At 39.9% G+C, this 26023-nt stretch carries 27 protein-coding genes; 8 read left to right on the plus strand and 19 right to left on the minus strand.

The window, feature by feature from the left end:
• Positions 1 to 30: 30 nt before the first annotated feature.
• The 8 genes from PSF09_RS00225 to PSF09_RS00260 form a co-directional block, all read right to left on the minus strand.
• Positions 31 to 1176: an ABC transporter substrate-binding protein gene (locus tag PSF09_RS00225; RefSeq protein WP_272665024.1), complete on the minus strand. Its 1146-nt coding sequence runs from the start codon at positions 1174 to 1176 to the stop codon at positions 31 to 33.
• Between the two features lie 18 nt (positions 1177 to 1194).
• Positions 1195 to 3318 carry a TonB-dependent receptor family protein gene (locus PSF09_RS00230; RefSeq protein ID WP_272683317.1) on the minus strand — a complete coding sequence of 708 codons (2124 nt, stop codon included), beginning with the start codon at positions 3316 to 3318 and terminating at the stop codon, positions 1195 to 1197.
• A gap of 257 nt (positions 3319 to 3575) precedes the next feature.
• Positions 3576 to 4430: a dimethyl sulfoxide reductase anchor subunit family protein gene (locus tag PSF09_RS00235; RefSeq protein WP_272683318.1), complete on the minus strand. Its 855-nt coding sequence runs from the start codon at positions 4428 to 4430 to the stop codon at positions 3576 to 3578.
• Positions 4431 to 4441: 11 nt separating this feature from the next.
• The gene (locus PSF09_RS00240; RefSeq protein ID WP_210835542.1) at positions 4442 to 4984 is read right to left on the minus strand and encodes a DMSO/selenate family reductase complex B subunit; all 543 of its coding nucleotides are present in this window, start codon (positions 4982 to 4984) and stop codon (positions 4442 to 4444) included.
• Between the two features lie 13 nt (positions 4985 to 4997).
• Positions 4998 to 7580: a molybdopterin-dependent oxidoreductase gene (locus PSF09_RS00245; RefSeq protein ID WP_272683319.1), complete on the minus strand. Its 2583-nt coding sequence runs from the start codon at positions 7578 to 7580 to the stop codon at positions 4998 to 5000.
• Positions 7581 to 7608: 28 nt separating this feature from the next.
• A complete protein-coding gene (locus tag PSF09_RS00250; RefSeq protein WP_272665028.1) occupies positions 7609 to 8298 on the minus strand; it encodes a TorD/DmsD family molecular chaperone in 690 nt (229 codons plus the stop codon).
• Positions 8299 to 8308: 10 nt separating this feature from the next.
• Positions 8309 to 9652: a radical SAM protein gene (locus tag PSF09_RS00255; protein WP_272665029.1), complete on the minus strand. Its 1344-nt coding sequence runs from the start codon at positions 9650 to 9652 to the stop codon at positions 8309 to 8311.
• Between the two features lie 641 nt (positions 9653 to 10293).
• On the minus strand, positions 10294 to 10767 hold the full coding sequence (locus PSF09_RS00260) for an Lrp/AsnC family transcriptional regulator (RefSeq protein WP_210838918.1): 474 nt from the start codon (positions 10765 to 10767) through the stop codon (positions 10294 to 10296).
• A 160-nt stretch (positions 10768 to 10927) separates the two neighbouring features.
• Between PSF09_RS00260 and PSF09_RS00265 the strand changes: the two genes are divergently transcribed.
• Positions 10928 to 11539 carry a LysE family translocator gene (locus PSF09_RS00265; RefSeq protein ID WP_272665030.1) on the plus strand — a complete coding sequence of 204 codons (612 nt, stop codon included), beginning with the start codon at positions 10928 to 10930 and terminating at the stop codon, positions 11537 to 11539.
• Here PSF09_RS00265 and PSF09_RS00270 read toward each other — a convergent pair.
• Entirely contained in the window at positions 11536 to 12078 is a 543-nt protein-coding gene (locus tag PSF09_RS00270; RefSeq protein ID WP_210838941.1) for a HutD family protein, read from the minus strand. The genes PSF09_RS00265 and PSF09_RS00270 overlap by 4 nt on opposite strands.
• 119 nt (positions 12079 to 12197) lie before the next feature.
• The gene (locus PSF09_RS00275; RefSeq protein ID WP_004910542.1) at positions 12198 to 13622 is read right to left on the minus strand and encodes an aminotransferase-like domain-containing protein; all 1425 of its coding nucleotides are present in this window, start codon (positions 13620 to 13622) and stop codon (positions 12198 to 12200) included.
• A 247-nt stretch (positions 13623 to 13869) separates the two neighbouring features.
• Between PSF09_RS00275 and PSF09_RS00280 the strand changes: the two genes are divergently transcribed.
• The 5 genes from PSF09_RS00280 to zinT all read left to right on the plus strand — a co-directional run bounded on the left by PSF09_RS00280 (position 13870) and on the right by zinT (position 18257).
• A complete protein-coding gene (locus PSF09_RS00280; protein ID WP_004910539.1) occupies positions 13870 to 15207 on the plus strand; it encodes a cytochrome ubiquinol oxidase subunit I in 1338 nt (445 codons plus the stop codon).
• Positions 15197 to 16207, plus strand: coding sequence for a cytochrome d ubiquinol oxidase subunit II (cydB, locus tag PSF09_RS00285; protein ID WP_272683320.1), 1011 nt, complete (start codon positions 15197 to 15199; stop codon positions 16205 to 16207). Before PSF09_RS00280 ends, cydB begins: the two co-directional genes overlap by 11 nt.
• Positions 16164 to 16343, plus strand: coding sequence for a DUF2474 domain-containing protein (locus PSF09_RS00290; RefSeq protein ID WP_051128883.1), 180 nt, complete (start codon positions 16164 to 16166; stop codon positions 16341 to 16343). The genes cydB and PSF09_RS00290 overlap by 44 nt, the downstream gene beginning before the upstream one ends.
• Before the next feature lie 213 nt (positions 16344 to 16556).
• Entirely contained in the window at positions 16557 to 17396 is an 840-nt protein-coding gene (locus tag PSF09_RS00295; protein WP_210838925.1) for a siderophore-interacting protein, read from the plus strand.
• A 216-nt stretch (positions 17397 to 17612) separates the two neighbouring features.
• Positions 17613 to 18257, plus strand: a complete 645-nt coding sequence (zinT, locus tag PSF09_RS00300; protein ID WP_210838943.1) for a metal-binding protein ZinT — start codon at positions 17613 to 17615, stop codon at positions 18255 to 18257.
• Positions 18258 to 18331: 74 nt separating this feature from the next.
• Here zinT and phoH read toward each other — a convergent pair whose 3' ends face one another.
• The 4 genes from phoH to PSF09_RS00320 form a co-directional block, all read right to left on the minus strand.
• Entirely contained in the window at positions 18332 to 19117 is a 786-nt protein-coding gene (gene phoH / locus PSF09_RS00305) for a phosphate starvation-inducible protein PhoH (RefSeq protein WP_210838926.1), read from the minus strand.
• Between the two features lie 497 nt (positions 19118 to 19614).
• Positions 19615 to 20589 carry an endonuclease gene (locus PSF09_RS00310; RefSeq protein WP_371031847.1) on the minus strand — a complete coding sequence of 325 codons (975 nt, stop codon included), beginning with the start codon at positions 20587 to 20589 and terminating at the stop codon, positions 19615 to 19617.
• Positions 20590 to 20865: 276 nt separating this feature from the next.
• The gene (locus tag PSF09_RS00315) at positions 20866 to 21336 is read right to left on the minus strand and encodes a threonine/serine exporter (RefSeq protein WP_004910523.1); all 471 of its coding nucleotides are present in this window, start codon (positions 21334 to 21336) and stop codon (positions 20866 to 20868) included.
• Positions 21327 to 22139: a threonine/serine ThrE exporter family protein gene (locus PSF09_RS00320; RefSeq protein ID WP_004910522.1), complete on the minus strand. Its 813-nt coding sequence runs from the start codon at positions 22137 to 22139 to the stop codon at positions 21327 to 21329. Before PSF09_RS00320 ends, PSF09_RS00315 begins: the two co-directional genes overlap by 10 nt.
• Before the next feature lie 199 nt (positions 22140 to 22338).
• Between PSF09_RS00320 and PSF09_RS00325 the strand changes: the two genes are divergently transcribed.
• A complete protein-coding gene (locus PSF09_RS00325) occupies positions 22339 to 22980 on the plus strand; it encodes a TetR/AcrR family transcriptional regulator (RefSeq protein ID WP_210838930.1) in 642 nt (213 codons plus the stop codon).
• Here PSF09_RS00325 and PSF09_RS00330 read toward each other — a convergent pair.
• Complete coding sequence (locus PSF09_RS00330) at positions 22977 to 23375, minus strand: hypothetical protein (protein ID WP_336298608.1); 399 nt, start codon at positions 23373 to 23375, stop codon at positions 22977 to 22979. The two genes, PSF09_RS00325 and PSF09_RS00330, sit on opposite strands and share 4 nt — an antisense overlap.
• A gap of 246 nt (positions 23376 to 23621) precedes the next feature.
• Here PSF09_RS00330 and PSF09_RS00335 point away from each other — a divergent pair, with 246 nt between their 5' ends.
• Positions 23622 to 23915 carry a DUF5339 family protein gene (locus PSF09_RS00335; RefSeq protein WP_210838948.1) on the plus strand — a complete coding sequence of 98 codons (294 nt, stop codon included), beginning with the start codon at positions 23622 to 23624 and terminating at the stop codon, positions 23913 to 23915.
• A gap of 53 nt (positions 23916 to 23968) precedes the next feature.
• On the opposite strand, the gene PSF09_RS00340 is transcribed toward PSF09_RS00335, so the two are convergent.
• From PSF09_RS00340 to PSF09_RS00355, 4 genes are all read right to left on the minus strand, one after another.
• Complete coding sequence (locus PSF09_RS00340; protein ID WP_004910514.1) at positions 23969 to 24406, minus strand: universal stress protein; 438 nt, start codon at positions 24404 to 24406, stop codon at positions 23969 to 23971.
• Positions 24407 to 24576: 170 nt separating this feature from the next.
• Positions 24577 to 24912 (minus strand): hypothetical protein, encoded by a 336-nt coding sequence (locus PSF09_RS00345; protein ID WP_004910512.1) that lies wholly within the window; start codon positions 24910 to 24912, stop codon positions 24577 to 24579.
• A 125-nt stretch (positions 24913 to 25037) separates the two neighbouring features.
• Positions 25038 to 25466 carry a universal stress protein gene (locus PSF09_RS00350; protein ID WP_004910510.1) on the minus strand — a complete coding sequence of 143 codons (429 nt, stop codon included), beginning with the start codon at positions 25464 to 25466 and terminating at the stop codon, positions 25038 to 25040.
• Between the two features lie 114 nt (positions 25467 to 25580).
• The gene (locus PSF09_RS00355; protein WP_210838932.1) at positions 25581 to 26018 is read right to left on the minus strand and encodes a glyoxalase; all 438 of its coding nucleotides are present in this window, start codon (positions 26016 to 26018) and stop codon (positions 25581 to 25583) included.
• Positions 26019 to 26023: the final 5 nt, after the last annotated feature.

Genomic DNA, 26023 nt, shown 5'->3' on the forward strand with positions numbered 1-26023 from the left:
AGCACTAAAGCGGGCTACATGAGAAGATAATTATTGCGCTTGAACCCAAAACACACCATCACCGTCTAAGGCAGTGAACGTTTTATGTAAGTAATCGCTATCCGCTTGCGGATCAAGGTCTGCAAACAGCTCCGGATGGATGAATTTTGCAATTGCTTCCACTGCAATAATATTGAATGGCGTATCATAATATTGCTGATAGAGCGCCAATACTTGCTTGTTTTTGAAAGCAGATAATGAACGAAATTTAGGGCGATCCATTAGCTTATTCAGTCTAGCCAAAGAAGTTTGTTTATTTCCGGTATAACCTAGTGGTACAGAGGCGCTACCTTTACGAGTGTTATCCCAATCTGCTGCCGTCATTAAATAGTAGTCTGGGTTGCTGTGAATCAGTTGTTCTTCACTGATTTCACCCCCCATTCCAATACTGAACCATTGGGAACCGAGGTTATTTCCACCAGCGGTTTCAACAAATTCACCAAAATTGCCATTACCAAACGTTTTACAGCAATAATCTTCCCCTTGGATACCAGCGGCTCGTTCAATAAATACGCTTGGGCGTTGCTCTTGACTAAGTTTAGCCACTCTTGAACGGATTAAGTCTAACTTTTGCTGGTAAAACTGATTAAATGCTTGCGCTTGTTGTTCCTCACCAAATACTTGGCCCAATAACGTCATACTCGGCAAAGTGTTTTTCAGTGGATATTGTCTAAAATCGATAAAAATGACAGGTAAGCCACTTTTTTCCAATAATGATAGAGTGCCACTTTCTGTGAGCTTACTCTTTAAGCCAATATCAAAAATGAGTAAATCTGGCTGTGCAACCAACGCTTTCTCAACGCTAAAGTCCGTTGTATACGGGTTTGGGAAAACAGGGATCTTGCTTAATTCTGGGAATTTTTTGCTATAAGCCACACTCAGGTCAGGCGCTTTTTTTATTAACGCATCATCCCAAGCAATAATCCCTTTTAGTGGTTCTTGTGGATGTAATATATTCAGCGCAACTAAGACACGGCTATCTGCCAGCATCACTCGAGATACTGGCGCATTGACGGTTACGTCCCTACCCGCAATATCCTTCACCGTGATAGGTGCAGATAAGCTACTAGCCGAAAATAGTAGGCTAACCGTACCAAGAACCAGCACGAATATATTGATAAGTTTTCTCATTATCATTGTTCTGCCTTGTATTTATTAAAATTTTACAGATGCTTGAACATAGTAAGTTCTTGGCTGCCCCACATAGATACCATAATTATTATCCGTAGAACGCGTAAAATAGGTTTGATCAAAAAGATTTTTAATACCCGCTGATAGCGTTAAATCAGACAAACTTTTACCAAAATGGTACTCACCTCGTGCATCCCATACCATATAACCGGGGATTGTTCCGTATCGACCATCCGCACTGGGCTTTGTTACATAATGGCTTGATGTCCCTGGCGATTCTTGGGTAGATTGCGCATAGGTATTTAAGTTCCATACCCAATTCCCCGTTTCATAACGGCTACCTGCGGTAAAGATCTGCCGTGAATAAAACGGTAAATCTTTATGGGCAAAGTCACCTTTTTTACTGACCGCTTTCGTGTAGGTATAGGTGCTGTATACGCTGATACCCTCCAATTTATCGCTCAGGTCAGACAGGTTATACCTTGCAGCCAATTCCACACCTTGGTGAGTCGTGGCGCCCAGATTTGTCCAACCCGTTGTATTTTCAACATAAAGTAGTTGGTCATCAAAGTCGATATAGAATAAGGTCGCCTCAAGGGATAGCGCTGTATTATCGTATTTAGTCCCCACTTCATAGTTATGTGCTTTTTCTGCACTTAACCCATTCGCAGGGGAATTCCCTACCCCTTTAGTATTCAACTGGAAATACTGTAAACTGCCGAATGACGTACTCGCATTAGCAAATAGTTTCCATTCATCATCAATATGATAGATCACGGCTAACGCAGGAAGTGGTTCGCTATATCGCTTACTTCTATTTTGGTTTTTAAAGCTATCATTTAAATGAATATTAATGTTTTCATAGCGAATACCCGGAATGATAGTCCAGTTACCGACATCAATCGTGTCATCAAGATAAATCGCATGGGCTTCTGTTCCACCCGATGTGTGTTGATAATAATCATTGGTACTCGGCCGCGAACTTTGAGTGCCCGCTTGGTACCAATTTGAACGGTAAGCTTTTTCGTCTGCGGTCTCATTTAAATAACGATACCCCACTGTCACTTCGTGTGAAATATCATTAAAACGGAATAATTGTGAGTAGCTAGGCTCAATGGCATAAGCGGTATAGTGGCGAGGGTAAGAAACTAAGCGTCTTTCATTGGCTTTATCTTTGTGGTCACTTTCTATGTAACTACCCCGATAACTTTTACTAAACCATGTCATTAACTCAAATTGCTTGTCATCTTCTTCATGTTTGTATTTCAATGACATATCTTGTCGATTGCCTTCAAAACGGTCATAAGGCCGTGTTGATTGGAAGGGGTCAGTATTATATTGCGCTTGAGTCAACCCTCCAGGCATACCTGACATCGCATGATAGTAATGAAAATTAGCCAGTAGCTCGTCGTTATCTGTTATGGCATAACGGGTTTTTAAAATCAGGTCATCAATATCAGTATTATCATTGCTTTTACGGTAGCCTTGCCCGTGTAACCCTGAATACAGCAATAGCGCTCCCGCTGAATCATCCGCTTTTGAACCCCCTACGGACGCATCCACCAATGTCTTTAACCCACCCGTTTTAGCTCCTTGAGTTTGTAACGAAACACCCCCAGAAAAGTTTTTCGGAATAGGCTTAGTCACAAAGTTAATTACACCACCCACATTTTGTGGTCCATAACGCACAGAAGCCCCTCCACGGATCACATCAATAGATTCAATACTACCTAGTGATAATGGTGACATCGACAATTGAGGTTGACCATAAGGCGCAGCGGCTAGTGGCATACCATCGAGTAAAATCGTTGAACGCGGTGAAAGACGTGAGGTTAACCCTCGTACCCCTACATTTAAGGAAACATCGCTTCCCCCTGTCCCATTACTTTCGCGTACCTGCACCCCTGGGATCCCTTTTAAAGCATCCCCAATGGTTTCACTGCCTAATTCTTTAATTTGCTGTTGAGATCTTACTGTCCGAGCACCTGGGTGATTAAATACCACCTCACCATCTTCAGTATTTTCAAGCCAATTACCTGTAACTGTAATCTGATCATTTTTTGAATTTTCAACAGCGAAAACATGATAAGGCGCTAATGCAGCTGAAATTGCTAATGGTATTAGTAACTTGCTAGTTTTTAAATTCATAAGGGATACGTAACAAAGGAGATTAAGAGCAATAATGATAATTAGAATCATTACAGATAATCAACTTAATTTACTATTTATTTTGAAATTACTCTAGCTTAATTCCTTATTATATAAAGGGTTATTGTTTTTGATTTAGAATGAAAAGCACTGAAGAAAACTAAAAAATCCGAGGGAAAATTTCCCCTCGGAGCATATTACTTAACGACATCATATGGTTAAAAGCAAAACAAATAATATTTTGCTTCTAATAAGAACTAACCGCCTAGTGAGAAAAACACTACCCGACCAACTCCCTCGCCAACAAAAATACAGAGTGTTGCCAGTGACATCACGAATGTTGCATTCACATTGTGCCCATTTTTTTGACACAGTAAACGACCAACAAACAATACCCCTAATGCAATAAGTATGATTCTAACAATACTTAAGTTCACTAAACCATCAGGGAGTTCACGTGGCGTCATTCCCATATAAATCGGCTCTCCCATATTCCCTAGTAGAGATAATGCGCCCAGTAACATGAGTAAAATTCCTATAACACCAATACCTAGCGCAATTTTGACCACACGTTTTAATTGCGCTTCTTTGCCATGGCGACGTAAAGAACCTACCAGTAATAATGCCGCAACTACACCACCAAGCAATAACACCGCGCCAAAGAAACTGGCGTAGGTAAATAAGCCATTCCAGAGGTTAAACAAGGTATTAGCGTATAACGCTGACATTGCATACATATAGATAATACCGGCTAACGCACTCAGCGACAGTAACAGCGCATTCGCATTTTGTTTAAGTAATAGCAGTGCAATACTGAAAAACAAGAGCGCCATATAGATTGCCGTCGCCCACACTTCACGGCTCATCCATGAGGTCGACACATGCAACATGGTGTAAAACATGTGTAGCGGGTTCCCCATATGAAATAGTGAGCCTAACAACCCAACACAACCCAAAACAAAACTCGCTAAAATAGGCAGTTTAATAAACTGGACACTTTGTCGGTTATTTCCGCCTTCAAGTACACGAAAATAGCACACCAATGAAACTAGCAAGCACCCTACAGAAGCTTGCATAAATAAGGTGAAAACCACCAATGGAAATTCATGCATGATAATTATCCTTATCCTTTTGTACCGACAACTAGGTTCGGTTTGGTAATACTTGAGCTAGGTAACCCTGCAATATCTGCATTCGAGCCATATTTTTTACGTAACTCACTAATTAGACCGAATTCAATCGCACGCATAGGACAAGAATCAACACACATTGGATTCCCGCCTTTTTCACGGAGATCAAGACAAGTGTCGCACTTAGTCATCATTCCAATACTGGCATCGAATTGAGGTGCCTCGTATGGACAAGCCCATGTACAATAGCGGCACCCCACACATTTATCATGGTCGACTAATACAACCCCATCTTCTTCTCGTTTATGCATTGCGGTGGTAGGGCAATGGCTGACACATTGCGGATCGTCACAATGGTTACAGGCAATAGACAAATGCCAAGTCCGAGGACGTGGAAATTCACCAACTTCAATATCATACACACGACGAAAGTTGCGCCCGACCTCGAGATCATTTTTGTCTTTACATGCAACAACACAGGTTTTGCAACCAATGCAAGTGGCAACATTAATATAAAATCCAACTTGTTTATCCATTTCTTATTGCCCCCTAAAAAATAATACGCTGTGGAATTGCAGCATCTGGAACTAGCTGGTCACCATGCCATTTTTCAATATTACATAGCATCGTGTTCCACCCTGACGTCCCAAGCCCTGTAGGGACTTGAATGGTTAGCGTATTATCAGCTCCCGCCATATCTATTCCTGTTTTTTCATCAACATCTGTCCAACTTCCATGTGGTAATGCCACAACACCCGGTTTCATAGTTTGTGTGACTAAAGCAGGACGCACAATTTTCCCCTGTGGGCTCGTTATCAACACAGTTTCACCGTGTTTAATACCCAAGCGTTTCGCATCAGACGCATTGATATAAATTGGGCTTGGCCACTGCTCACGCAGCCAAGGCACGTTATCAAGCGTACTGTGAGATCGACGTAAATAGTGTGGGTTATAGATTTGGAATGGATAATCCCCTTTTTCCTTCTTCGAGAAGTCGCTAAAACTTGCCTCATAACCGCTTGCGGACGGGATATATTCAGGAATTGGCGGTAATTTCGTCCAGCCACATTCATCGGCTTTTTCGACTAATTTTTGGCAGTAAATTTCGAATTTACCACTCGGAGTTGGTCGTGGATTGGCTTGAGGGTCGCGAATAAAATCTTCATAGGCAATATAACCATAGTTATCACCAGCAGTACGCTTGACTTGGTATTTCCCAACAGTAAGAAATTCATTGAGGGTAATTCGGCCTTGCTGTGGCTTACCTGTTATTTGCCATTCATCAATATCTGCTTGGGTAATGGTGATTAATGGCTCTGTCGTCTTACCGTCTTCACCAATAATTGTTGCGCCATTGAGTTTATTAAAAAATTGTTGTTTTTCCGAAACAGGGAAAACTTCATCGACATTAATACCCAAACGTTTACCTATTTCTTTGGCAATCCACTGGTCACTTCTCGCCTCATAAAGTGGCGGAGTTACATTCACCGCAGCTATAATAACTTCGCGGTTACTTGGATTTAATATGGTTCCTTCGCGTTCCCACTCTGTCGTAACGGGTAAGACGATATCCGAATATTTAGCACAAGTATGTGGAACATATGCTGCAGTTACAACCAACTCTACATCTTTACGATAAGCTTCAACACTTTGCGAAATATTAGCTCGCGTTTGCAGTGTCGCATTAAACGGGTGAATGATCATTTGGATATTTGCATCGACATCCCCAACACCACGTTGGCGGAATTTTTTCTCTAATAATGCACGGTTAAGCTCATTGTGATTAATTTTCAAGCTAACTGGATTTGGTATTGAAGGTAACCCACTGGCTCCTGCCATTACGAGCCGTGTGCCATTATTTCCAGCAGCGAAGTGGCAACTAACCCCAGTCATGCGACCAGGCCTTCCCATATGGCCAGTCATAAAGCCTAATGTTGAGAATGCTTGTACCCATCCTTCACCATTATGGATCCGAGCAGGCGCCCAACCGGTAAGCAATGCGACTCGGTTAGTACCGCCGATTTCACGCGCTAACTTGCGAATATCACTGGCTGACAGACCACAAATATGAGAGGCCCACTCTGGTGTTTTCGGCTCCCCCGTGTAGGTGCCTAACAGATAATCTTTGAAGTTACCTTTTGGATCAGCGCCAGCTGGCATATTATTTTCATCAAAACCAACCGTGCAACGACGTAAGAAATCCCAATCAATCAATGGGTTGTCAGGGCTATCCATTTCTAATAACGCAGACATGATACCCAGAGCTAAAGCATGGTCAGTACCGGGGTTGATAGGGTACCAGTCTGCATCCATTAACTCTGCCGTGGTCGTATAACTTGGGTCAATACTAATAAAGCGCGCTCCCGCTTTTTTCGCTTGATAGTAATTATAGGTTGGGCTACCAGGGCTGCTCCACGCTGGGTTTGCTCCCCACATTACAATTAACTGGGAGTTACGCATATCAAAGCGATCATTGGTACCAAACGTATAAAACCCTTCAAGCAATCCTAAATGAGCTGGTGTTTCAAACCATGCCCCCCATGAGGTTGTTCCCCAATCGCCAACAAATCCCCCAGCTTTCGCATAAACGTTTTGGATATCAACACCATTACCGCCAGTGATCCAAATCGATTCATTCCCATATTTTTCTTTAATACGTTTCGATTCTGATGCCACAATATCTAATGCTTCATCCCAACTGATGCGTACCCATTGGTCTCGGCCTCGCAAGCTTTTATCTCCACCACCGGGAGCCCAGCCTTTACGTTTCATTGGATATTTTAAGCGATCTGCGCCAAAGACTTGTTTACGTTGTGAACGGCCACGTAAACAACCTCGTTGTTGTGGGAAATCAGGTGAGTCCGCAACCACATCATCGGTTTTTTGCCTAACAACCACGCCATCAACCACCAGTGCTTTATTAACACAGCGGCCACCACAGTTATGCCAGCAGGCCACGGGCTTCCATTTCCCTTGAGTGACCGCATCTGTTGCTTGCTCAACCGCTTTTTCTTCCTCTGGTGTTGCCGCATATAATTGCTTACTCAGCGGTAACGTAGCCATCACTGATGCCGCTGATGTCCAAGCTATAAATGAACGGCGACTCAAGGCTATTTTCTGTCTTTCTGACATTGCTCTTACCTCTTCATTTTGTTTATTATTATAAATTAACTAACTCATTGATTTTTTTAATATCATTACGTAAGAAAAGCTCAACTAATGAACTTAATTGGCGATAGAATAATGTGTCTGCATGGTTATGCATTGAGCGGCAAAATGGCGTAATAAACGCCAATAAATGGGTATTTAAAAATGTGGCAGACCCGAGCAACAACGCGTTTACTTTAACCCAATCAACGGTTTCATTTTCGCTATCAATAAGTTCAGTAATACGCAGGCTTAAATGCCACATAAAATCTAACTCATAACCAATATGGTCAGCGGCTTCCCTATCCCCTTCCGGTAAATGAACGCCATACTGTTCATAAAAGGATTTCACTGCTGAGGTACTTTCTTGAAATAACAGTTTGTCACGGGAAACATAAGTTGACTCCCATGGCGCTGCTGGCGGGGCTTCTGGGCCAATAAATAAGCGAGTAAAATCCCAATGCAAGTTTTCAAAATCCTCAGTATTGGCTTTTAGCTGCCTATTGTTTAAGTCTTTATGCATGTCATTTATTGCATTACTCATCGCGGGTAATGCTTCATCACAGGGAAACAACAACAACCCTGAGTCTCTCAAATAACTTAATAACTCTGGCGTTGGTTCTTCCATAAACAAACGCCGCAATACGTCATAAGCAAATTGACGCGCATACAGAAAATCTAAAATTTGGTCGTCATTGGTCATAAATGTATCCCTACAGGTCAGTCAGTAAAAATTCAGCGGGTGTAGTGAGTTCAATTCGCACTTCTTTAATTAAAGGATTGCCCTGTTCATCGGGCTCAACAATGTGAGAGGTCAACGCAATAGGTAGTTTGGCTAGTGGGGTTAATAAGTAAATTGCTTCAGGGTTAAATTGCAAAAACCCATGTAACAAATCTTGATAATAAGAAACGCCTGTGTGTTTCAGTAAAGCCGCCACTTTTTCACAATCATCACCAAAAACCTTGGCGCTTTTAAAAAAATAATCTTGAGAAGAGAAGAAGTAATGTTTTCCTAATACTTTTTCATTGTGTTCGAAAAAAGCATTACTTTGGTACACTTGCCCCGTATGTTTATTTTCTAAAGAGCAATAATGCACCCCAAGCGATAATTTATTTTCTAGTGCAAAATTAAGCACTCGAAGGCAAGCTAATTCACTCTGTGCAACCGCCAATCCACCAGCATACCAATAGTTGTAATACACCTCATAAGGTGGATTTTTAAGTTCGAAGCCTCGGGCTTGATACGCTTCACTATTTGTTAGTGGGAAACAAAACTCTAATAAATTGATACCATCAATACCAATATCATCAAGCTGAGTTAATAACTGATACATTTGCTGTTCTGTACCGGGGATCACCGGCATTTCCACCATAACCGCTGGAAAAATTTCACGCGCTAATGCGATGCGGTGCAAAACTTTGGTGATGCGTTCTTTTGAATCATCAATTTTGATACTAAAACGGATTTCTTGTAGACCTGCCTTCGCTAAAGCTAATGCAGTGTTACGGTCTAATGGGTCACCAGCGGTATATAAACGGCTATGAACCTGAGGTAGTTTTTGTTGGACGGTTTGGAAAAATTCGATACTTTCTTGGCGAAAAAGTAGAGGCTCCCCGCCTGTTAGCGCAATATGAGTTAGTGGGTAACTTTGCTCGGCAATTGCATCAACTTCCCCAATCGCATCACGCATTTCCTGTTGATAACCCTGATAATTTTCTTGGTTTGGATTAAAACAAAAGTAACAATCGCGGTGACATTTTAATGACAAAAATGTTGTGTGGCTCCCTTCCCCTGTACGACATTGCACGCAAGCACTCGAGAGCCAATTACAATGTATACTCTTCCCATTATTGGCAAAAGTTGCGCCATGATTCTTTATACTTAGTTTGAGTTTCTCAATTTCATGTTGCTGTGCAAAAGGGGCTTCAAAATTAAGGCCATATTCTATGATTGCCTGCTGTGTTTGCTGTTCGATATCCAAATAGCGAATAGCGTAGCGCTTAAATTTTTGATTATTTACTGTCGATATTGTTCTATCAGTAATAGGATAGATCATAAATTTCCCTTCAATTTATGAGCAAACAGTTCCTATTATTCAGTGAGTCTTCAATTAGGTTTAGAACGTAAACAATCAATTAATAAACTGTCATTAAAATACTAATAACATTTTAAAATATGCTTATAAACACTCACATCATTACCGATTAAATTGAAAAATTTTAAATAAGAAATATTCGCATTATATTGTTTTGATTTTTAATTAATATCAGTATAGGTAAGTGACGTAATATGGTGTTGCGCAGGATCAAAAAAACTTTCCTTTCATTATTTATATATCAAATAATTAGCTATCGCTGTCGTTATGGCTAGGTTATTACTTAATCGTGTTCTCATTATATGAGAATTATCTCTTTAAAAATCGCCATATAAAATTCAAATACCTCATTTAATAGCATTCTAAAATAATATTAAACTAACCGTTCAACATTAAAAGAGAGGAAATAATATTTCAATTTGTAAAATTAAAATTCAAAAAATGTTCAGCTATTCATATTTATCATATTTAATTTTTTTTATAAACCTCTCTAATAAATACAGCATAGTTATTATTTATCTTTTTATCATAGTTAAAGATATAATTATAATTCATCGTTAGGCACTCCCAACTCGTCACTATCACTCGATTGGTCATTATCGTCAAAGTGGTAAAGCATAAGTCACCTTAACCGTTTCCATTGGCACCTCCGTCTTAATACTCTGAATGCTGCTAATTTGCGTTAAATGGTCTGCATGAAATCGACGATAAGAGGCTAAGTCTTGCGTTACAATACGGATCAAAGCATCACATTCACCTGCCATTAGATGACATTCAACGACTTCAGGCATTAGTTTAATGTCCTCAACAAATTGGTTGATGGTCTTGGCATCTTGTGTTTTAAACCAAATACGTGCAAATAAAGAAAGACCAGCTCCAATTTTACTGCCATCCAACACGGCCACATAACGTTTGATAACCCCTGCTTCTTCAAGCAATTTCACACGACGCAGGCAAGGTGACGGGGAAAGCCCCACTTCTTTAGCTAATTCAATATTCTGAATTTTTCCATCTCTTTGTAAAACCTGTAAGATGCGCCTATCAATAGCATCCAATTTTAGTCTATTTTCCTTCATTGAAACTGAACTCCAATCTAATATTAATTAATGATATTAAATACTAATTATTGTTTATTTTAAAGCAATAAAAAAATCCAATATCACTGGATTATCGCTATAATTTTATCGCTACTGGCCAGTTGCGTGAAATAACAATAAACAATAATGAGGAATTGAAATGGAGTTACAGACCTTACTCTTATTTAGCGCAACTGTAGTCCCTTTAGTCTGCACACCAGGCCCAGATATTCTTTTTATTTCCGCACAAGGATTATCAGGAGGCACCTCTGCTGCCTTAAAAGCTAATTTCGGTATTATACTGGGCTATGTGGCGCATGCGATTCTGGCTGCACTTGGTTTAGCTGCGATTGTTGCAGCTTCCCCCATGATTTTTCATACCATTAAATGGGTTGGCGTGGCTTATGTCACTTATCTTGCTATCCGCATGGTGTTATCTGCGATGAAAGCGGGAGACTTAAAGATTCAAACTGTATCAACAAAGGCAGTAATCGCTAAAGCATTTCTAACTAGCTTTCTTAACCCTAAAGGGTTACTTGTGTATTTCGCTATTTTACCGAATTTTATTAAACTGACAGAAAGTGTAGCCGTTCAGTCCTTGATACTCTCAGCCTCTTTTATACTTTCGTGTGTCGTGATTTACGGTGTAATAGGTGCATTATTTGCATCCATGCATAATAAGCGAGCTTATAATGATAAAAAACGCCGTATAACCGAGGGTGTTGCCGGCGGTATGCTAACACTGGCTGCTATTGGTTTAGCTACTAGTTAGCGAGGCAATAATTCAATCCAAATTAACTTGCTATCGGTGCTAAGTGGTTTTATCACCCCTTCACCGATATCAGGTAGCCACCAGCCTCCTTGTCCTTGCGCCATAAGATGGCAATTTGCGCCTGAAATTTCCCATTTGCCATTGAGCACATAGACTAACCCTGCTTGGTTAACTGGTAATTTACACTCTTCAGTGATGAAATAGTTTTTAGCCGCCCACCTGTCATCTCGAAAAATGAAATTCATTAACTTAACTGATGGCTTTGGGACTTTTACTGCACAAAATTGCTGAGCTGAAAATTGGACATGATCACCTGCGTGCTCTAGTCGACACTCAAATACTTTGGTATCGGTTAACAGAAGCGGCTGGTCATTCAACAATACTGCCAACCTTTCTCCTTCCGCATAGCGTTTTAAATAGCTCTCTTGTCCAATGGTCGCAATGCTTGCGCGTAGTGAATAGTCCGATGCAACAGGCCAGCAAAATACTTCTTGGCTGGCCCCCGCACCATCATGCCAATCCAGGATAGGTAACTCCATTATGTCAAAACATTTTATTTTCACATTACCTCCCATCTATTGCTGCTAACACATTTAGATTTATACTTAGATTGGCAAAGTTAATCTTTCAAGGCAATGAATTAACAATGATAATGTGACTAATCACGCCTCTCATTGATTAAAAAGTGACATAAACGGCCTAAAGTTTTCATTGCTTCTTCCACCCTCTCACTCCATGTAAACGATGCATTAAGACGAAATGCATGATTAAACTGATCACTGGTGGAAAACATACTTCCCGGTGCAATGCTGATCCCCTCTTTTAATGCGAGTTGATACAAACGAATAGCATTAAATGGCGGTTCAAATTCTAGCCATAAAAAATACCCACCTTTTGGTGTATTAACTTTTACTGACTGAGGCATGTATTTTGCTATTGCACTCAACATTTGGTGCTGACGTTGTTCCATCGTTAAACGCAGTTTACGAAGGTGGTTGTCATATCCCCCTAATGATAAGTATTCAGCAATAGCTAATTGTGTGGGAACGCTGGCAGAAACGGTGCTCATCATTTGTAAATGTTGAATTTTTGTCGCGTGTTGACCCGCGGCAACCCACCCCACACGATACCCCGGCGCTAAACATTTCGAAAACGAAGAACAATGAAAGAAATTTCCTTTAGTATCTAGTGCCTTTGCGGGTATTGGCTGTTTGTTACCAAAATAAAGTTCCCCATAGACATCATCCTCAATTAATGCAATTTGCTGCTTATTCAGGATATCGACCAGTCGTTTTTTGTTCGTTTGCGGCATCGTACCGCCTAATGGATTTTGATAATGTGTCATCAGCCAACAGGCTTTAATTGGATATTTGCTTGCAATATCCTCTAACGCGTCAAGATCAATACCAAATAGTGGGTCTGTTTTAATAGCAATTGCCTTGAGTTTTAACCGCTCAATTGCCTGAAGTGAACCATAGAATGCAGGTGATTCGATAACGACCCAGTCCCCAGGCTGAGTGACTGATTGTAAACTCAGAACTAAAGATTCCATTGCTCCGGCTGTAATCACGATTTCATCGGGAGCAACATGGATCCCTTGAGTTGCATAACGCTGAGCAATGTTTCGACGCAGCTGTTCATTACCAGGAGGCAAATTAGCTGGTGTATTAAATTTAGATAAGCGCCTAGCGACAGACGCGAGTGATTTCGCGAGTTTTGGGTCATCTAATAAAGCAGGCTCTGGAAATGCGGAGCCAAATGGGATAATATTCGGGTCCTTACAAGCTTGTAAGACCCCAAAAATAGAGGCGTTAATCTCTACATTTTCATTCAAATGTAGCCCTTTACCTCCTTTTGCGGCAGCAAATGCGTTATTGCGATTTGCCACGTAATATCCTGATTGCGGGCGAGCAACGACCCATCCTTGGCTTTCAAGCAACTGATATGCTTGCACAACAGTCATTAAACTTAAACCCGACTGTTTAACACTTTCCCTCAAAGAAGGTAATCTGTCACCCACTTGCCAGATATTGTCTTCAATTTGCTGACGAATTTGTGCTGCTAATTGTTCATATCTCGTCATAGCCGCCTCGACTGTTATAGTTAATATCTCAATAATTGTTACTATTATAGTTTATCGTCTCATGTTCTACTTATCCACACATTCACCTGACTTTTTTTTAACTATAAGCACAAAACATTTTTCGTTGGATGGCGATTATTTTGCACTCAGGTGTGAGCAACTCCTTTTGCTAGGGATTAGCGCCTCAATTGCTCTCATCAAAACGTTGAATGTTGCGTGTCATTAACATATCCACTCAGGGGTCAATATGTTTGGACTAACTGCGCTGGAACTTGCCCGTATACAATTTGCGTTTACGGTCTCGTTTCATATTATTTTTCCTGCCATTACTATTGGACTCGCAAGTTACCTTGCGGTGCTACAAGGTTTATGGCTTAAAACTCGTGATGAAGACTATATAAAACTGTTCCATTTTTGGTCGAAAGTTTTTGCGGTTAATTTCGGAATGGGTGTTGTTTCTGGCTTGGTTATGGCATACCAATTCGGCACTAACTGGAGCTTTTTCTCAGATTTTGCGGGGGGTATTACAGGGCCATTACTCACTTATGAGGTTCTTACAGCCTTCTTCTTAGAAGCTGGTTTCCTCGGTGTTATGTTGTTTGGGATGAACCGTGTAGGTGAAAAATTGCATTTCTTCGCCACTTGTATGGTTGCGCTAGGAACGATTATTTCCACATTCTGGATTTTGGCCTCCAACAGCTTTATGCAAACACCACAAGGCTTTGAAATTATTGATGGGCGCATTGTTCCCGTTGATTGGTTTGCCGTTATTTTCAATCCCTCTTTCCCTTATCGGTTACTGCATATGACTACAGCAGCTTTCCTTGCTGCAGCATTTTTTATTGGGGCTTCCGCCGCTTGGCACTTGCTCAAAGGCAACAAGTCCAGTGCCATGAAAAAAATGTTTTCCATGTCCCTGTGGTTGATTTTAGTCTTAGCCCCTGTTCAAGCTTTAATCGGGGATGCTCACGGCCTAAACACGCTTAAACATCAACCGGTTAAAGTGGCAGCAATGGAAGGTCACTGGGAAAACAAACCCGGAGAAGCCACCCCGCTAATCTTGTTCGGTATTCCAAACCAAGAAAAGGAAAAAACAGAATTCGCTATCGAAATTCCTTATTTAGCAAGCCTGATTTTAACACACAGTATTGATAAACAAGTCCCCGCGCTAAAAGAATATGCCCCAGAAGATAGGCCTAACGTGTTTATGGTGTTTTGGTCATTCCGCGTAATGGTCGGGCTCGGCTTATTAATGATAGCGGCTGGAGTCTGGGGTTTATGGCTTCGCTACCGTAAAAACCTTTATGAGTCGAAAACATTCTTACGTTTTATGTTTTTAATGGCACCTTCTGGGCTGATAGCCATCCTTGCTGGTTGGTTTACAACAGAAATTGGTCGCCAGCCATGGGTCGTTTATGGGCTACAACGAACCTCTGATGCGGTCAGTGCACATGGTGAAATGCACATGAGCATCAGTTTAATCGCCTTTTTTGTCGTTTATGGCGGTGTTTTCGGGATTGGCTATATGTACATGATGAAATTAATTCGTAAAGGTATCGCGGAGGACGCAGCTCATGGGCATTGATTTACCTCTCATTTGGTTTGTCATCATCGTATTTAGTATGTTGATGTATATCGTTATGGATGGGTTCGATTTAGGCATTGGGATCCTTTACCCTGCGCTAAAAGACAGCCAAGACCGTGATCTGATGATGAACAGCGTTGCCCCTGTCTGGGATGGCAATGAAACTTGGTTGGTTTTAGGTGGAGCCGCTCTATTCGGCGCATTTCCTCTCGCTTATGCAATTGTCCTTGATGCACTGTCAATTCCATTAACTTTCATGTTACTGGCCTTGATTTTCCGTGGTGTTGCCTTTGAGTTTCGTTTTAGAGCGGATGAATCACACCGCCGCCATTGGGATCACGCCTTTATTTGGGGTTCAATTTTTGCCACCTTTGTTCAAGGTGTGGTCGTTGGCGCCTTTATCCAAGGCTTCCACGTGGAAAACCGTGTTTACATGGGGGGTTATTTCGATTGGTTCGCGCCTTTCCCTCTATTTTGTGGATTTGGCCTCGTTGTTGCTTACGCGCTATTAGCTTGTGGGTGGTTGATCATGAAAACTGAGGGCCATTTACGTAGCACGATGTATCGTGTTCTGCGGCCATTAACATTACTGATGTTAGCAGTAATTGCGGTGATCAGTCTCTGGACCCCAATGTTAAATGAGGCAGTCTTTGAGCGTTGGTTCTCCCTGCCAAACCTGTTTTTCTTTTTACCTGTTCCGTTACTGGTATTAGCCTGTACTTGGTTGATCCTAAAAAGTGCTAAGCGCCAACGATTCGATAGCGTGCCATTCTTAGCTGCTTTAATGTTGATTTTCCTTGGGTTTACTGGCCTAGGTATCAGTATCTGGCCAACGCTCATTCCACCCGCAGTCAGTTTCCGTGATGCCGCTGGCCCAGCCGAAAGTTTAGGCTTTATGTTAGTCGGTGCGTTATTCATTATTCCTGTTATTTTGGTTTATACCTATTGGAGTTACTATGTCTTCAGAGGAAAAATTACCCCAGAACAAGGTTACCACTGATAACGTGGCAGCCTCCCCTTGGTGGAAAAAACTCGGTTGGATGGCCATTATCTGGTTCGGAAGTGTATTGGCACTATTTGCCTTCTCTTCCGTGTTTAAATTGATGATGACCGCCGCCGGAATGAAAGTGAAGTAATTTACCTTTCGATATGCCGTATGCTAAAAATCATACGGCATTTTTATTAAAATCAACAATTCATCACTGTAAATTGCCTCCCTACTGTTGAAAACCTCGCTTTATAAATATCCTCTTCCAATCACTCACTAGCGGTTGCAACTTACAAAGTTATTCATGATAATGATAATAATTACCATATAATAAAATTATCATTAATAAAGGAGATCGTCCGTGGCCACTGAACAACCCGTTGAAAAAAACATCTACCGCCCGGCTCCACCACAGCTCATTCAAGTCAAATCTATTACCGATATCAGCCCATCTATTCGCAGCATTACTTTCACCGGTGAAAGACTCGATACATACCCAACAGATTGTGAAGGTGGGCACCTGAAAATATTTTTAGCCCCTGATTTAATCAGCCAGCCGGCACTCCCTATCCTAAGTAAAGAAGGCCGTAGCTGGCCAGAAAACAAACCTCGTCCATTTGTTCGTACCTATACCGTCAGAGCCATCCGCCCTGAAGTTAGCGAGATAGATATTGAATTTGCTATGCATGATGGTGCAACTGGCCCTGCATACCTATTTGCGCGTGATGCAAAACCGGGAAATTGGATGGGAATTACCAATCCAGGTGGCCCAGATCCATTATTGCCTGCCAGACAACATTACTTCATGGCCGGTGATTCAAGTTCTCTACCCGCTATTGCCGCATTATTGGAAAAAATGCCAGCAAATGCCCAAGGTAAAGTCGTACTACGGTTAGATAACCCAAAAGACGTGCGAGAGCTGAAAAAACCTGAACATGTTGACGTAATTTGGATCTGTGGTGATATCACCAAAACAGCTGAATTAATTAGCACGTTTAAGTCTTGGGACATTCCAAGCAATGATTGCGCTTTTTGGATTGCGGGTGAAGACCAAATTATTCGTGATTTGCGTCGCTATATTCGTCGTGAAAAAGGTTTTGGTCGTGATGATATCTATGCAATTCCTTACTGGCGATATGGCTATGATGAGGAAGGTTATCACCATGAACGCCATGCTGTGATGGACAACCCTGACGATTAATTTCAGTTCAAATAGTTAGCTCGCTTATTGGTTATAAACTCTACTAAGCGAGCTCATATCCTACTCCTATCTGCCTTCATCAAGTTTTTAGTCATTACGTTCCTCATCAATAAACTTGCTAAAATACTTTTCATGCTTACAAGTGTTATGTTATAACATAATGGTTTTTATGGTCGTTATATTCACTTCAAAAATAGGAAAACCACTGTGTACAAAATGGCAATTTTAAAAACCAGTCTTTATGTCGCATTAGCTCTCACTAGCTATACAGCTGCTGCTCATGGCTCACATAGTCACTCTCATCCACAATCAGAGAAGGCACTCCAAGCTTCAAAAGGGATTTTTGAAGATACTGACGTCAAAGATAGGTCTCTTAGCGATTGGCAAGGCATCTGGGAATCTGTTAATCCATTACTATTAAATGGAAAGCTCGATGAAGTTTTAGAAAGTAAAGCGAAGAAAAATAAAGACAAAACAGTTGAAGAGTATCGTGAGTATTATAAAAAAGGCTATGCCACCGATGTTGACAGCATTGGAATTGAAAATGATGTCATTGAATTTACCCAAAACGGTGCCGTAAGCAGCTGTAAATATGACTACGCCGGTTACAAAATTCTTCATTACACTTCAGGGAAAAAAGGCGTCCGTTACTTGTTTGAATGCAAAGATGCTAATTCAAAAGCGCCCAAATTTATCCAATTTAGTGACCATATTATTGAGCCACAGGCCTCGGGGCACTTCCACCTATATATGGGAAACGAATCTCAGGAAAAATTATTAAGCCAACTAGAAAATTGGCCAACCTATTACCCATATACCCTCACAGATGAGCAAATCGTACATGAAATGCTCTACCACTAATCAATGGCCTCTATAAAGATTTAACCTATGCCCCGCGAACAAATCGTGGGGCATATCATTAATAACAAGACTAATTAACGGTTATAAGCCAATAAGGCTTTATGGCACAATTGTGATCTCACACAGTCCTCAATAGTAAAATTCACCATCGAAACCGTTTCATCCGTGCTAAAACGTTGTAATGCATCGGCTAACCCAGAGGACACACCTTCTGGCAAATCACACTGGGTCACATCACCATTGACAATCACCGTCACATTTTCGCCAAGCCGAGTTAAAAACATTTTCATTTGCGTGACAGTGACATTTTGAGCTTCATCTAATATCACAACAGCATTTTCAAATGTTCGACCTCGCATATAAGCAAATGGCGCGATTTCCACTTTAGCAATTTCGGGACGCAAACAATATTGTAAAAAGGATGCGCCGAGCCTTTTCACCAATACGTCATAAACAGGACGAAAGTAAGGCGCAAATTTTTCTGACATATCACCCGGTAAAAAACCGAGATCTTCCTCCGCTTGAAGAACGGGCCTTGTCACAATAATCTTATTGATATCTTTATGAATTAACGCATCAGCTGCAAGTGCAGTGCTGATATAGGTTTTACCACATCCCGCTTCGCCATTAGCAAAAATTAATTGCTTATGTTTAATGGAATTAATATAGAGTTTTTGAGCTTCATTTCTGGGCAATATAGGGGATTCATCACGACGTTCTTTTGCCATACCGATAGCTTCAATGCCAGTAAATTCAGCAAATGATGCGACGTTATTGATATCAAAACGACCTGAGCGATCTTTTCGTGATGAACGTTTCATTTCACGACGTGCCTTTGTTGCAGCTTTCTGTCTACTCATAGTATTAACCCTTCCAGGTATCAGTGATGTCAATTCAAATGACGGACTATTCAAAACAGAGGTGAGCTCCCTTCAAGCTCAAAGTTAATATCAAATATCTATTATGTGGCTGTAACTCCATGCAATAATAACTCAGCTAATAAAAAAACCGGTTACCAATCTCACCATGGAAATTTCATGATGGAGTGGTAACCGGCTTTGTACTCGCGTGTATAGACACTTATTTCCCATTAGTTTCTCCTGTAACAGCGATACTTTTAAACTAATGAATCTATATGACAGTAATATGACAAGCAGCAATATTTTTAGTGACTCAATGAGTCCATGTTTTTATTGCAGTTTTCATCTGCTTTAAATATAGCGTCATTTTTTTTGATAAAGCAACATTTTTCTAACAAAATTTTGGGCGTTTATTAAAATCTTTCGTTATCACACGTAAAAACAAAAAATAAAACCACAATAATCAGTTAGTTAACTATTGCGGTTTTAACGTATAATTAGCGTATTTTACAATTTCCAGCTAACTCAAAACCTGCGGCTTTAGCCGATTGTTCGTCAGTGAAGATGACGGCATTTTTATCCGCGATGGTATTGAAGCTAGCACAATATGAAAAGTGATATTTTTTAGAATTACGATTACCTTTAATTTCAACCGTATTTGGTACAATAGGTTTATTTTTTATTACTTGAGGCTGATTTAAAGGTGAGACTGGTGAAATATTAACACCCTCTGCGCTATTTTTATGATTTAAACTCCATTTTTTCTCCCCTGTCACAAATGGGTTATGATGGCCCATCACCTTAGCGACTCGATTATCACGCTGGATTTCCCAAGGGGTTGGAGGATATTTATTATCCCAAGCCATCAATAACTGTTGTTGTTGACGTGACATAGATAAGTTATAGCGGTCATGCATATAGAAATATACTCGGGCTACTTGCCCTTTAGCCTCATTTCTTGGTTCAAAGACTTTTTGTTTAAAATCTACTCGACTACGACACATTCCGTATGGATATGGCGTATTAGCGGGTAATTGCCCAAAACTAAAATTACTTCTATCACCATTCACCTCACCAATAGAAGGCGCTAAATTATGCAGATCGGCTTCCATTTGACCAAAAATAGGGTCACTAGACACACAGTTTTTTCGCCCACCTTGTTGCCAACATTGTCTTTGATGACCAAATACCCATGCCGGAACAATATGCTCCCATTCAATACGTTCGGCCCGGTTTTGTTGTTTACGTACTTGATAGCCGCAAGAGGCTAAATCGACTTTTCCTCCGCTTTTTCCTACCCATTCCCACTGGCACCCACAGTATATTGTTCCCTCACCTTGGTGATTTTGATCTGCATAAACCTGAGTTTTACTCAGTGCTTTGGCTTCAGTAAATGAACTCGGTGCAGAAAATGAAAAAGCAGAAAAAACAAATAATAGAATCGAAAAAACGAATTGATAATATTTGGACAAGCTAAATTGTTTCAAAATAACACCACTAATAAGAATATATGCGAAGAATTGAAATGAATGCGTTAGTTTTTCCTCTAACACATTAATGCATAAGAAGAAATATCACATATTCTAATCAAATAGTAGCATTAATGATATCAGCGATGACTCAATTTCATGGTTAACACCCACATCAGAATTTATGCAGCTTTAATAGAATATCTAACTCTTATTAGTAAAAGAGCAAAGTATGGCTTGCAGATATAGCAAGAATACCAGTAAGCCATCCCTTAAAAATTACACACTTGGTCTTTTGCGATATAACCATAAACCAGGTAAAGAAATACCAATAGACAAGGCTCCAACAATGAAAGAGGCTTTTAAGAAATTAGTCACTAGGACCTCAACTAATTCAGGGTCATAGCCAAATTGCGATATTTTAACGACTGAAATCATTGCAATATAAGCACTAATACCTGGAAACATTGGGATCACGGCAGCAACAGTAAACACTTTAGGATGAGCTAACCACCAGCGCGACCACTGAATACCGATAATACCGATTAAAATTGCCGCGAGAAAACTTGCCCACTCAATTTGCAGCCCTAATGTCATCAATATCATTCTAAAACCATAGCCAATAGCACCTAATAAAGCACAATATTTCAATGCTCTAACAGGCACATTAAACACCATAGCAAACCCAACTGCTGGTATAGCTGCTAGTAGCATTTTCTCACATAAGGAGAACAGAAATTCTATGCCCATTCTTTTAAACCCCAGATTGTCATTGCTAATACAACCCCAATACAGGTAGCCAAAGTAAGGAGACTCGCCATTGTCCAACGCGCTAAACCTGTATTAACATGCCCTTTAAACATATCAGCGACTGCATTAATTAATGGGAAGCCCGGAACTAAAAGCAATACGCTGGCAGCCATAGAAATCGTTTCAGTGACGGCCAAATACGGTATTTTCAGTAATAATCCAGAGACCGTTGTCGCAACAAACGCAGTGATACAAAAATTAATCAATGGGTTCATTTGATGAGAAGTTAACACTTGTCGCACATACATTGCACAGCCACTGGCTAAAAATGTAATTAACGCACTTTCCCATCCCCCTCCATTCAACTTGCTGAAACAAGCACAAGATAAAGCCACCATCAAAACCATTAACCATCGAGGATATCGTAACGGTTTAATCGATGATAATTTCTTGTGTAATTGTTTTCGGTCTAGTAAATGATGTTCGACGAGAATGACCGCATGCTGAACTTCGGTGACAACATGCATATTAATACCACGGTCAATAATACGCCGTGTTGACGTTAGGCAGCGGCCATCAATTATGGTGGTTAAAACTAATGAGTTAGATGAAATTGCACTATCAACTTGATTTGCTCCAAGTGCAATGCCCAAACGAGTTGTCAATTGTTCAACGAGCATACTTTCAGCGCCATGTTGCAATAACAATAAGCCACACTCAATACATAGCCGAGTTACCTCACGTTGCTGATCAACAGGATCATTTTGGTCTATTTTTTGTTCATTCAATGCATGCTCTGCCATCTTGCCCCCAATATTGTGACAACCATTCAGATATCACCCTAAACATGTTAATCTTTATAAATATCATAAAGACAAATATCAGCTTAAATGATGATCTCTTTCAGGTAAATCTGTGATTGAGGTAACGTGATTTAAACTATTTGGTAAAATTTGTTATGTTATTTTCTTATTTGAAGACAAATAGTAGGATTAGCCATTCATGAATAGCACGCTTACAGCTAAAACCCCAAAAGGCCGACGTCGTCATCAGGCTTTGATCACTGCCGCAACTGAAATTTTTTTGCAATATGGGTTTGAAGGTGCAACTCTGGATATGATTATTGAACGTGCAGGAGGCTCTCGAACGACTTTATATAAAAATTTTGGTGATAAGGAAGGGTTATTTGCCGCTGTTATTGCATCTATGATTGATGATATTTTTCAAGAACCTGACGAAAAAACACCCCCACTAAATACGATTGAGTCCATACTTTCTTTTTATGGTTCTCGATTTTTATTGAATGTTCTTAAACCTGAATCCATCGGGTTATACCGGTTAATTTTAGGCGAATACAACCGTTTCCCTGAAATAACCCATGCATTTTTTGAGCAAGGCCCTGTAAAAAGCTATCGCTTGTTAACACAGAAGTTGGCTTTACTTCCTGATGTTAAAGTGAATGAAACAACATTATTAAGCATTTCTTCACGCTACCTAGAAATGCTAAAAGCGGATGTGTTTATCACCACTTTTTGTGTTGCCGATTTCAAGCCCAGCGATGAATTTATTCAACAGCAAATTGCTATGTCCGTCGATATCATCGCCAGTTATATCCGTAAAATCAGTAAAACCACAATCGACTAAGCTAAAACTGATTGGGCTTGTTCTTTTGCAGCCATTGCATCCGTTGCGATTAAAACTTGGGGACCATACAACGCAGACAACATGGGAGCCATGCGTTCCATCTCCTCTTTATCTCGGCCATCAGGTTGTAGCGTAACAACTAAAGCGCGACAATGCTGTTCCATTGCTTTTTTTGCATCTTTCAACCAACGACGCACATATTTCATACTTTGCATATCTTCTGATGATGGTTTTTCTTTTTTAACCACTGGAGGATATATCAATACAAATTCATTTCTTCTCGCCAATAACATATCCATTTCCTCTAACCATAAACGCGTTTCATCCATAGTTGATGGAAATGCATTCATCTCACAGATTGGCCAATTTTCTGTTTTTATCATATTTTTACTCATCACAGTCATCTCTGTTGTCATTATTAATTAAAGTGTACTTGAATGTACACTTTTATATCATTCATAGTCAAGAATGATTATCATTTGTATTTTGCAAATTATGCTATTTCTGACAGTGACTAACAGGAATATTCTCAATATGCAGAAAAAGTTTATCAGTTAAAAACATTCACGTGTTCGAGTGGTGCGTTTTTGAATATGGAATGTTATTCTGATGATATTATGAATTTTAAAAGCGAAAATACGATGAAAAAAACTATTCCAATTGCGTTTAGCCTTTTAATGGCTTTCACTGCATTTAATGCAAATGCAGGTGCAACCTGTGATACTTACTTCAAAGAAATGAATGATCTTGTTAAGCAAGCTGAAGAACAATATAAAGATGAAGCCAATGCAGGTGAACAAATTGCATTAATGAAGTCACAATTAGAGGAAGCGAAAAAAGCTCTTGCTAGCTACCCTGATGATGCACAAGAGCAAGCTTGTAGCCAAGCACTTAAAGCAATTGAGCAAGCCAAAGAAGCGGTAAAAACACCCTAGAATTGTTCGCTTTTAATAGACAAAAAAATAGCCTGCTGAGCAGGCTATTTTATTTACCGAACTACGAGAACCGAGATCTTCGCATAGGAAACAATCCCTGAAGCATTTGAACCTAATAAATGGGTTGAAATACTTGGATTGCGTGAGCCGATAACAATAAGGTCAGCATCAATAGCCTCAGCTTCTGATAAAACTTTATCTCTTGGTGAACCAAATTCCACCTTATAAGAGATTTTATCTGATGGATAATCAATCTTTTCAATAATTTCTTTTAGCTGCTCTTCAGAGCGCTCAAGTGCTTTTTTAGCAAATGAAGACAGTAAATCATAATGATAACTGTAACTCATTGAAAATCTTGAAACATCTGGAACTGAGTGAAATAAGTGAATTTTCGCATCTGAAATTTTTGCTAAATAAATAGCATGTTTTAATGCGTTATCTGTTAGTACATCTTCAGATATATCCACGGGAACCAAAATTGTTTGATACATATGATGCCCCTTATTAATTATGTTGACGTTTTTATTCAAGTTGTATTGTTGCGTATTTTTACAACTTGATTATTAGGCGTAGCGGGTGAATATTTTCCTTTTTAGTCTTTAGAAGTATAGTCTTACTACACTAAAAAAGCTGTGAAGCCCCTTACTATTACAACAAAAAATCATTCTTCTAAATGCCATTTATGCAAAATACGATGAATAAAAGGAGTTACAATTAATCCAATACTGATAATAAAAACACTTTGTAAAAATAAACCATAAATAGCAATAAAGAAACGGCCTCCCCTTGTAATAGGAGCTGGCTCAATAGCTTGCCCACTCAACATAGACAATGCATTAAGCATTGACTCAACAGCTGAATGGCCTTCAATAAAATAAAAACCGATTATACCGGGTAATAACCCAAGAAAAAAAATCAAAAGCCCGAGTAAATAAAAACGCAAAACTCTCAGAACAAAGTGTTCAACACGCAGTAATTCTTGTGAAAACTTTTCCATACTGACTCAAATTCACCTTGTTATAAGTAAGATCAATTAACTTGAGTGCTAAAACTGATTGAATTGGCAATACAAATAATGAAATAAAAAAGAACCTACCCAATGAGCAGGCTCTTCTCTAATTATTAACGTACAACCAGCACTGATGTTTCAGCGTAACGTACTATACCCGCCGCTGTTGACCCTAAAAGATGAGTTGTAATATTTGGGCGACGAGAGCCAATGACAATAATATCGGCATTAATGTCTTTTGCTGTATTAATCACTTCATCTCGTGGAGAACCAAACGTTATAGTATAACTAACGTCATCATGAGGTAAATCAATTGAATCCATTAACATTTTCATGTCTTCTTCCGCTTTCACCGTCGCACGGTCTTTTATTTCCATGTAACCTAAAGCATACGCATTAATAATTGCCGAAGAAATTGGCAAAACATGAATAAGATGAATTTTAGCACTAGATTGCTTTGCAAGATTAACAGCATGACGAACGGCTTTACTGGTTAATTCATCTTCTGTTAAATCAATAGGGACCAGAATCGTTTTATACATAACCCCTCCTAAAATAGTTAAAATGAAGTTCTACAACAAAATTATAAACAATTACTAATAAATGTCTCTTATCCACAAAGATAAATGAGATCTCTAACTACAAATAAAGGCAGGTTATTCTCTTAGCCATGGCGTCACAGTTAAACCAATTAACATGCCTTCTGGGCTTAATAACCTTGTTACGGTTTGCCCCCAAGGCTCCATGCGGTTATTAACTAATAAGACATAGCCTTCCTTCAGGCAAATATCCGTAATCTTTTCGATGTCTGAAACCTCAAACTCCATCCAACTTTGCGGAGTGAGTATATTTTCAGGCCACTCATTTTGACTAAAACATGATTGGGCTGCTTGCTCTATAGGCCAAAGTGCAAAATGTTTAACGCCTTCTAACCTTTCTTGCTCACAAGTTAAATATTGGCTTCCTTCTTCTATTGGTTTCAAAGGTAACTTTAACAACTCAAGATAAAAAGAATGACTTTTTTTGTAATCTGTCACTATCGGCCCAAACCCTGCAACAAATAATACATCAGAGCTATCTTGGAAAGGTATCATCCCGT

The sequence above is a fragment of the Providencia sp. PROV141 genome, assembly GCF_028481645.1.
Taxonomy (GTDB): domain Bacteria; phylum Pseudomonadota; class Gammaproteobacteria; order Enterobacterales; family Enterobacteriaceae; genus Providencia; species Providencia rettgeri.

Coding starts and splice junctions, on each gene's coding strand:
- phoH (WP_210838926.1), bottom strand. CDS start 19,117: ATGAGTAGACAGAAAGCTGCAACAAAGGCACGTCGTGAAATGAAACGT.
- PSF09_RS00280 (WP_004910539.1), top strand. CDS start 13,870: ATGTTTGGACTAACTGCGCTGGAACTTGCCCGTATACAATTTGCGTTT.
- PSF09_RS00265 (WP_272665030.1), top strand. CDS start 10,928: ATGGAGTTACAGACCTTACTCTTATTTAGCGCAACTGTAGTCCCTTTA.
- PSF09_RS00245 (WP_272683319.1), bottom strand. CDS start 7,580: ATGTCAGAAAGACAGAAAATAGCCTTGAGTCGCCGTTCATTTATAGCT.
- PSF09_RS00225 (WP_272665024.1), bottom strand. CDS start 1,176: ATGATAATGAGAAAACTTATCAATATATTCGTGCTGGTTCTTGGTACG.
- zinT (WP_210838943.1), top strand. CDS start 17,613: ATGGCAATTTTAAAAACCAGTCTTTATGTCGCATTAGCTCTCACTAGC.
- PSF09_RS00260 (WP_210838918.1), bottom strand. CDS start 10,767: ATGAAGGAAAATAGACTAAAATTGGATGCTATTGATAGGCGCATCTTA.
- PSF09_RS00335 (WP_210838948.1), top strand. CDS start 23,622: ATGAAAAAAACTATTCCAATTGCGTTTAGCCTTTTAATGGCTTTCACT.
- PSF09_RS00340 (WP_004910514.1), bottom strand. CDS start 24,406: ATGTATCAAACAATTTTGGTTCCCGTGGATATATCTGAAGATGTACTA.
- PSF09_RS00230 (WP_272683317.1), bottom strand. CDS start 3,318: ATGAATTTAAAAACTAGCAAGTTACTAATACCATTAGCAATTTCAGCT.
- PSF09_RS00240 (WP_210835542.1), bottom strand. CDS start 4,984: ATGGATAAACAAGTTGGATTTTATATTAATGTTGCCACTTGCATTGGT.
- PSF09_RS00355 (WP_210838932.1), bottom strand. CDS start 26,018: ATGATACCTTTCCAAGATAGCTCTGATGTATTATTTGTTGCAGGGTTT.
- PSF09_RS00315 (WP_004910523.1), bottom strand. CDS start 21,336: ATGGGCATAGAATTTCTGTTCTCCTTATGTGAGAAAATGCTACTAGCA.
- PSF09_RS00290 (WP_051128883.1), top strand. CDS start 16,164: ATGTCTTCAGAGGAAAAATTACCCCAGAACAAGGTTACCACTGATAAC.
- PSF09_RS00345 (WP_004910512.1), bottom strand. CDS start 24,912: ATGGAAAAGTTTTCACAAGAATTACTGCGTGTTGAACACTTTGTTCTG.
- cydB (WP_272683320.1), top strand. CDS start 15,197: ATGGGCATTGATTTACCTCTCATTTGGTTTGTCATCATCGTATTTAGT.
- PSF09_RS00270 (WP_210838941.1), bottom strand. CDS start 12,078: ATGGAGTTACCTATCCTGGATTGGCATGATGGTGCGGGGGCCAGCCAA.
- PSF09_RS00330 (WP_336298608.1), bottom strand. CDS start 23,375: ATGAGTAAAAATATGATAAAAACAGAAAATTGGCCAATCTGTGAGATG.
- PSF09_RS00275 (WP_004910542.1), bottom strand. CDS start 13,622: ATGACGAGATATGAACAATTAGCAGCACAAATTCGTCAGCAAATTGAA.
- PSF09_RS00325 (WP_210838930.1), top strand. CDS start 22,339: ATGAATAGCACGCTTACAGCTAAAACCCCAAAAGGCCGACGTCGTCAT.
- PSF09_RS00350 (WP_004910510.1), bottom strand. CDS start 25,466: ATGTATAAAACGATTCTGGTCCCTATTGATTTAACAGAAGATGAATTA.
- PSF09_RS00255 (WP_272665029.1), bottom strand. CDS start 9,652: ATGATCTATCCTATTACTGATAGAACAATATCGACAGTAAATAATCAA.
- PSF09_RS00320 (WP_004910522.1), bottom strand. CDS start 22,139: ATGGCAGAGCATGCATTGAATGAACAAAAAATAGACCAAAATGATCCT.
- PSF09_RS00250 (WP_272665028.1), bottom strand. CDS start 8,298: ATGACCAATGACGACCAAATTTTAGATTTTCTGTATGCGCGTCAATTT.
- PSF09_RS00235 (WP_272683318.1), bottom strand. CDS start 4,430: ATGCATGAATTTCCATTGGTGGTTTTCACCTTATTTATGCAAGCTTCT.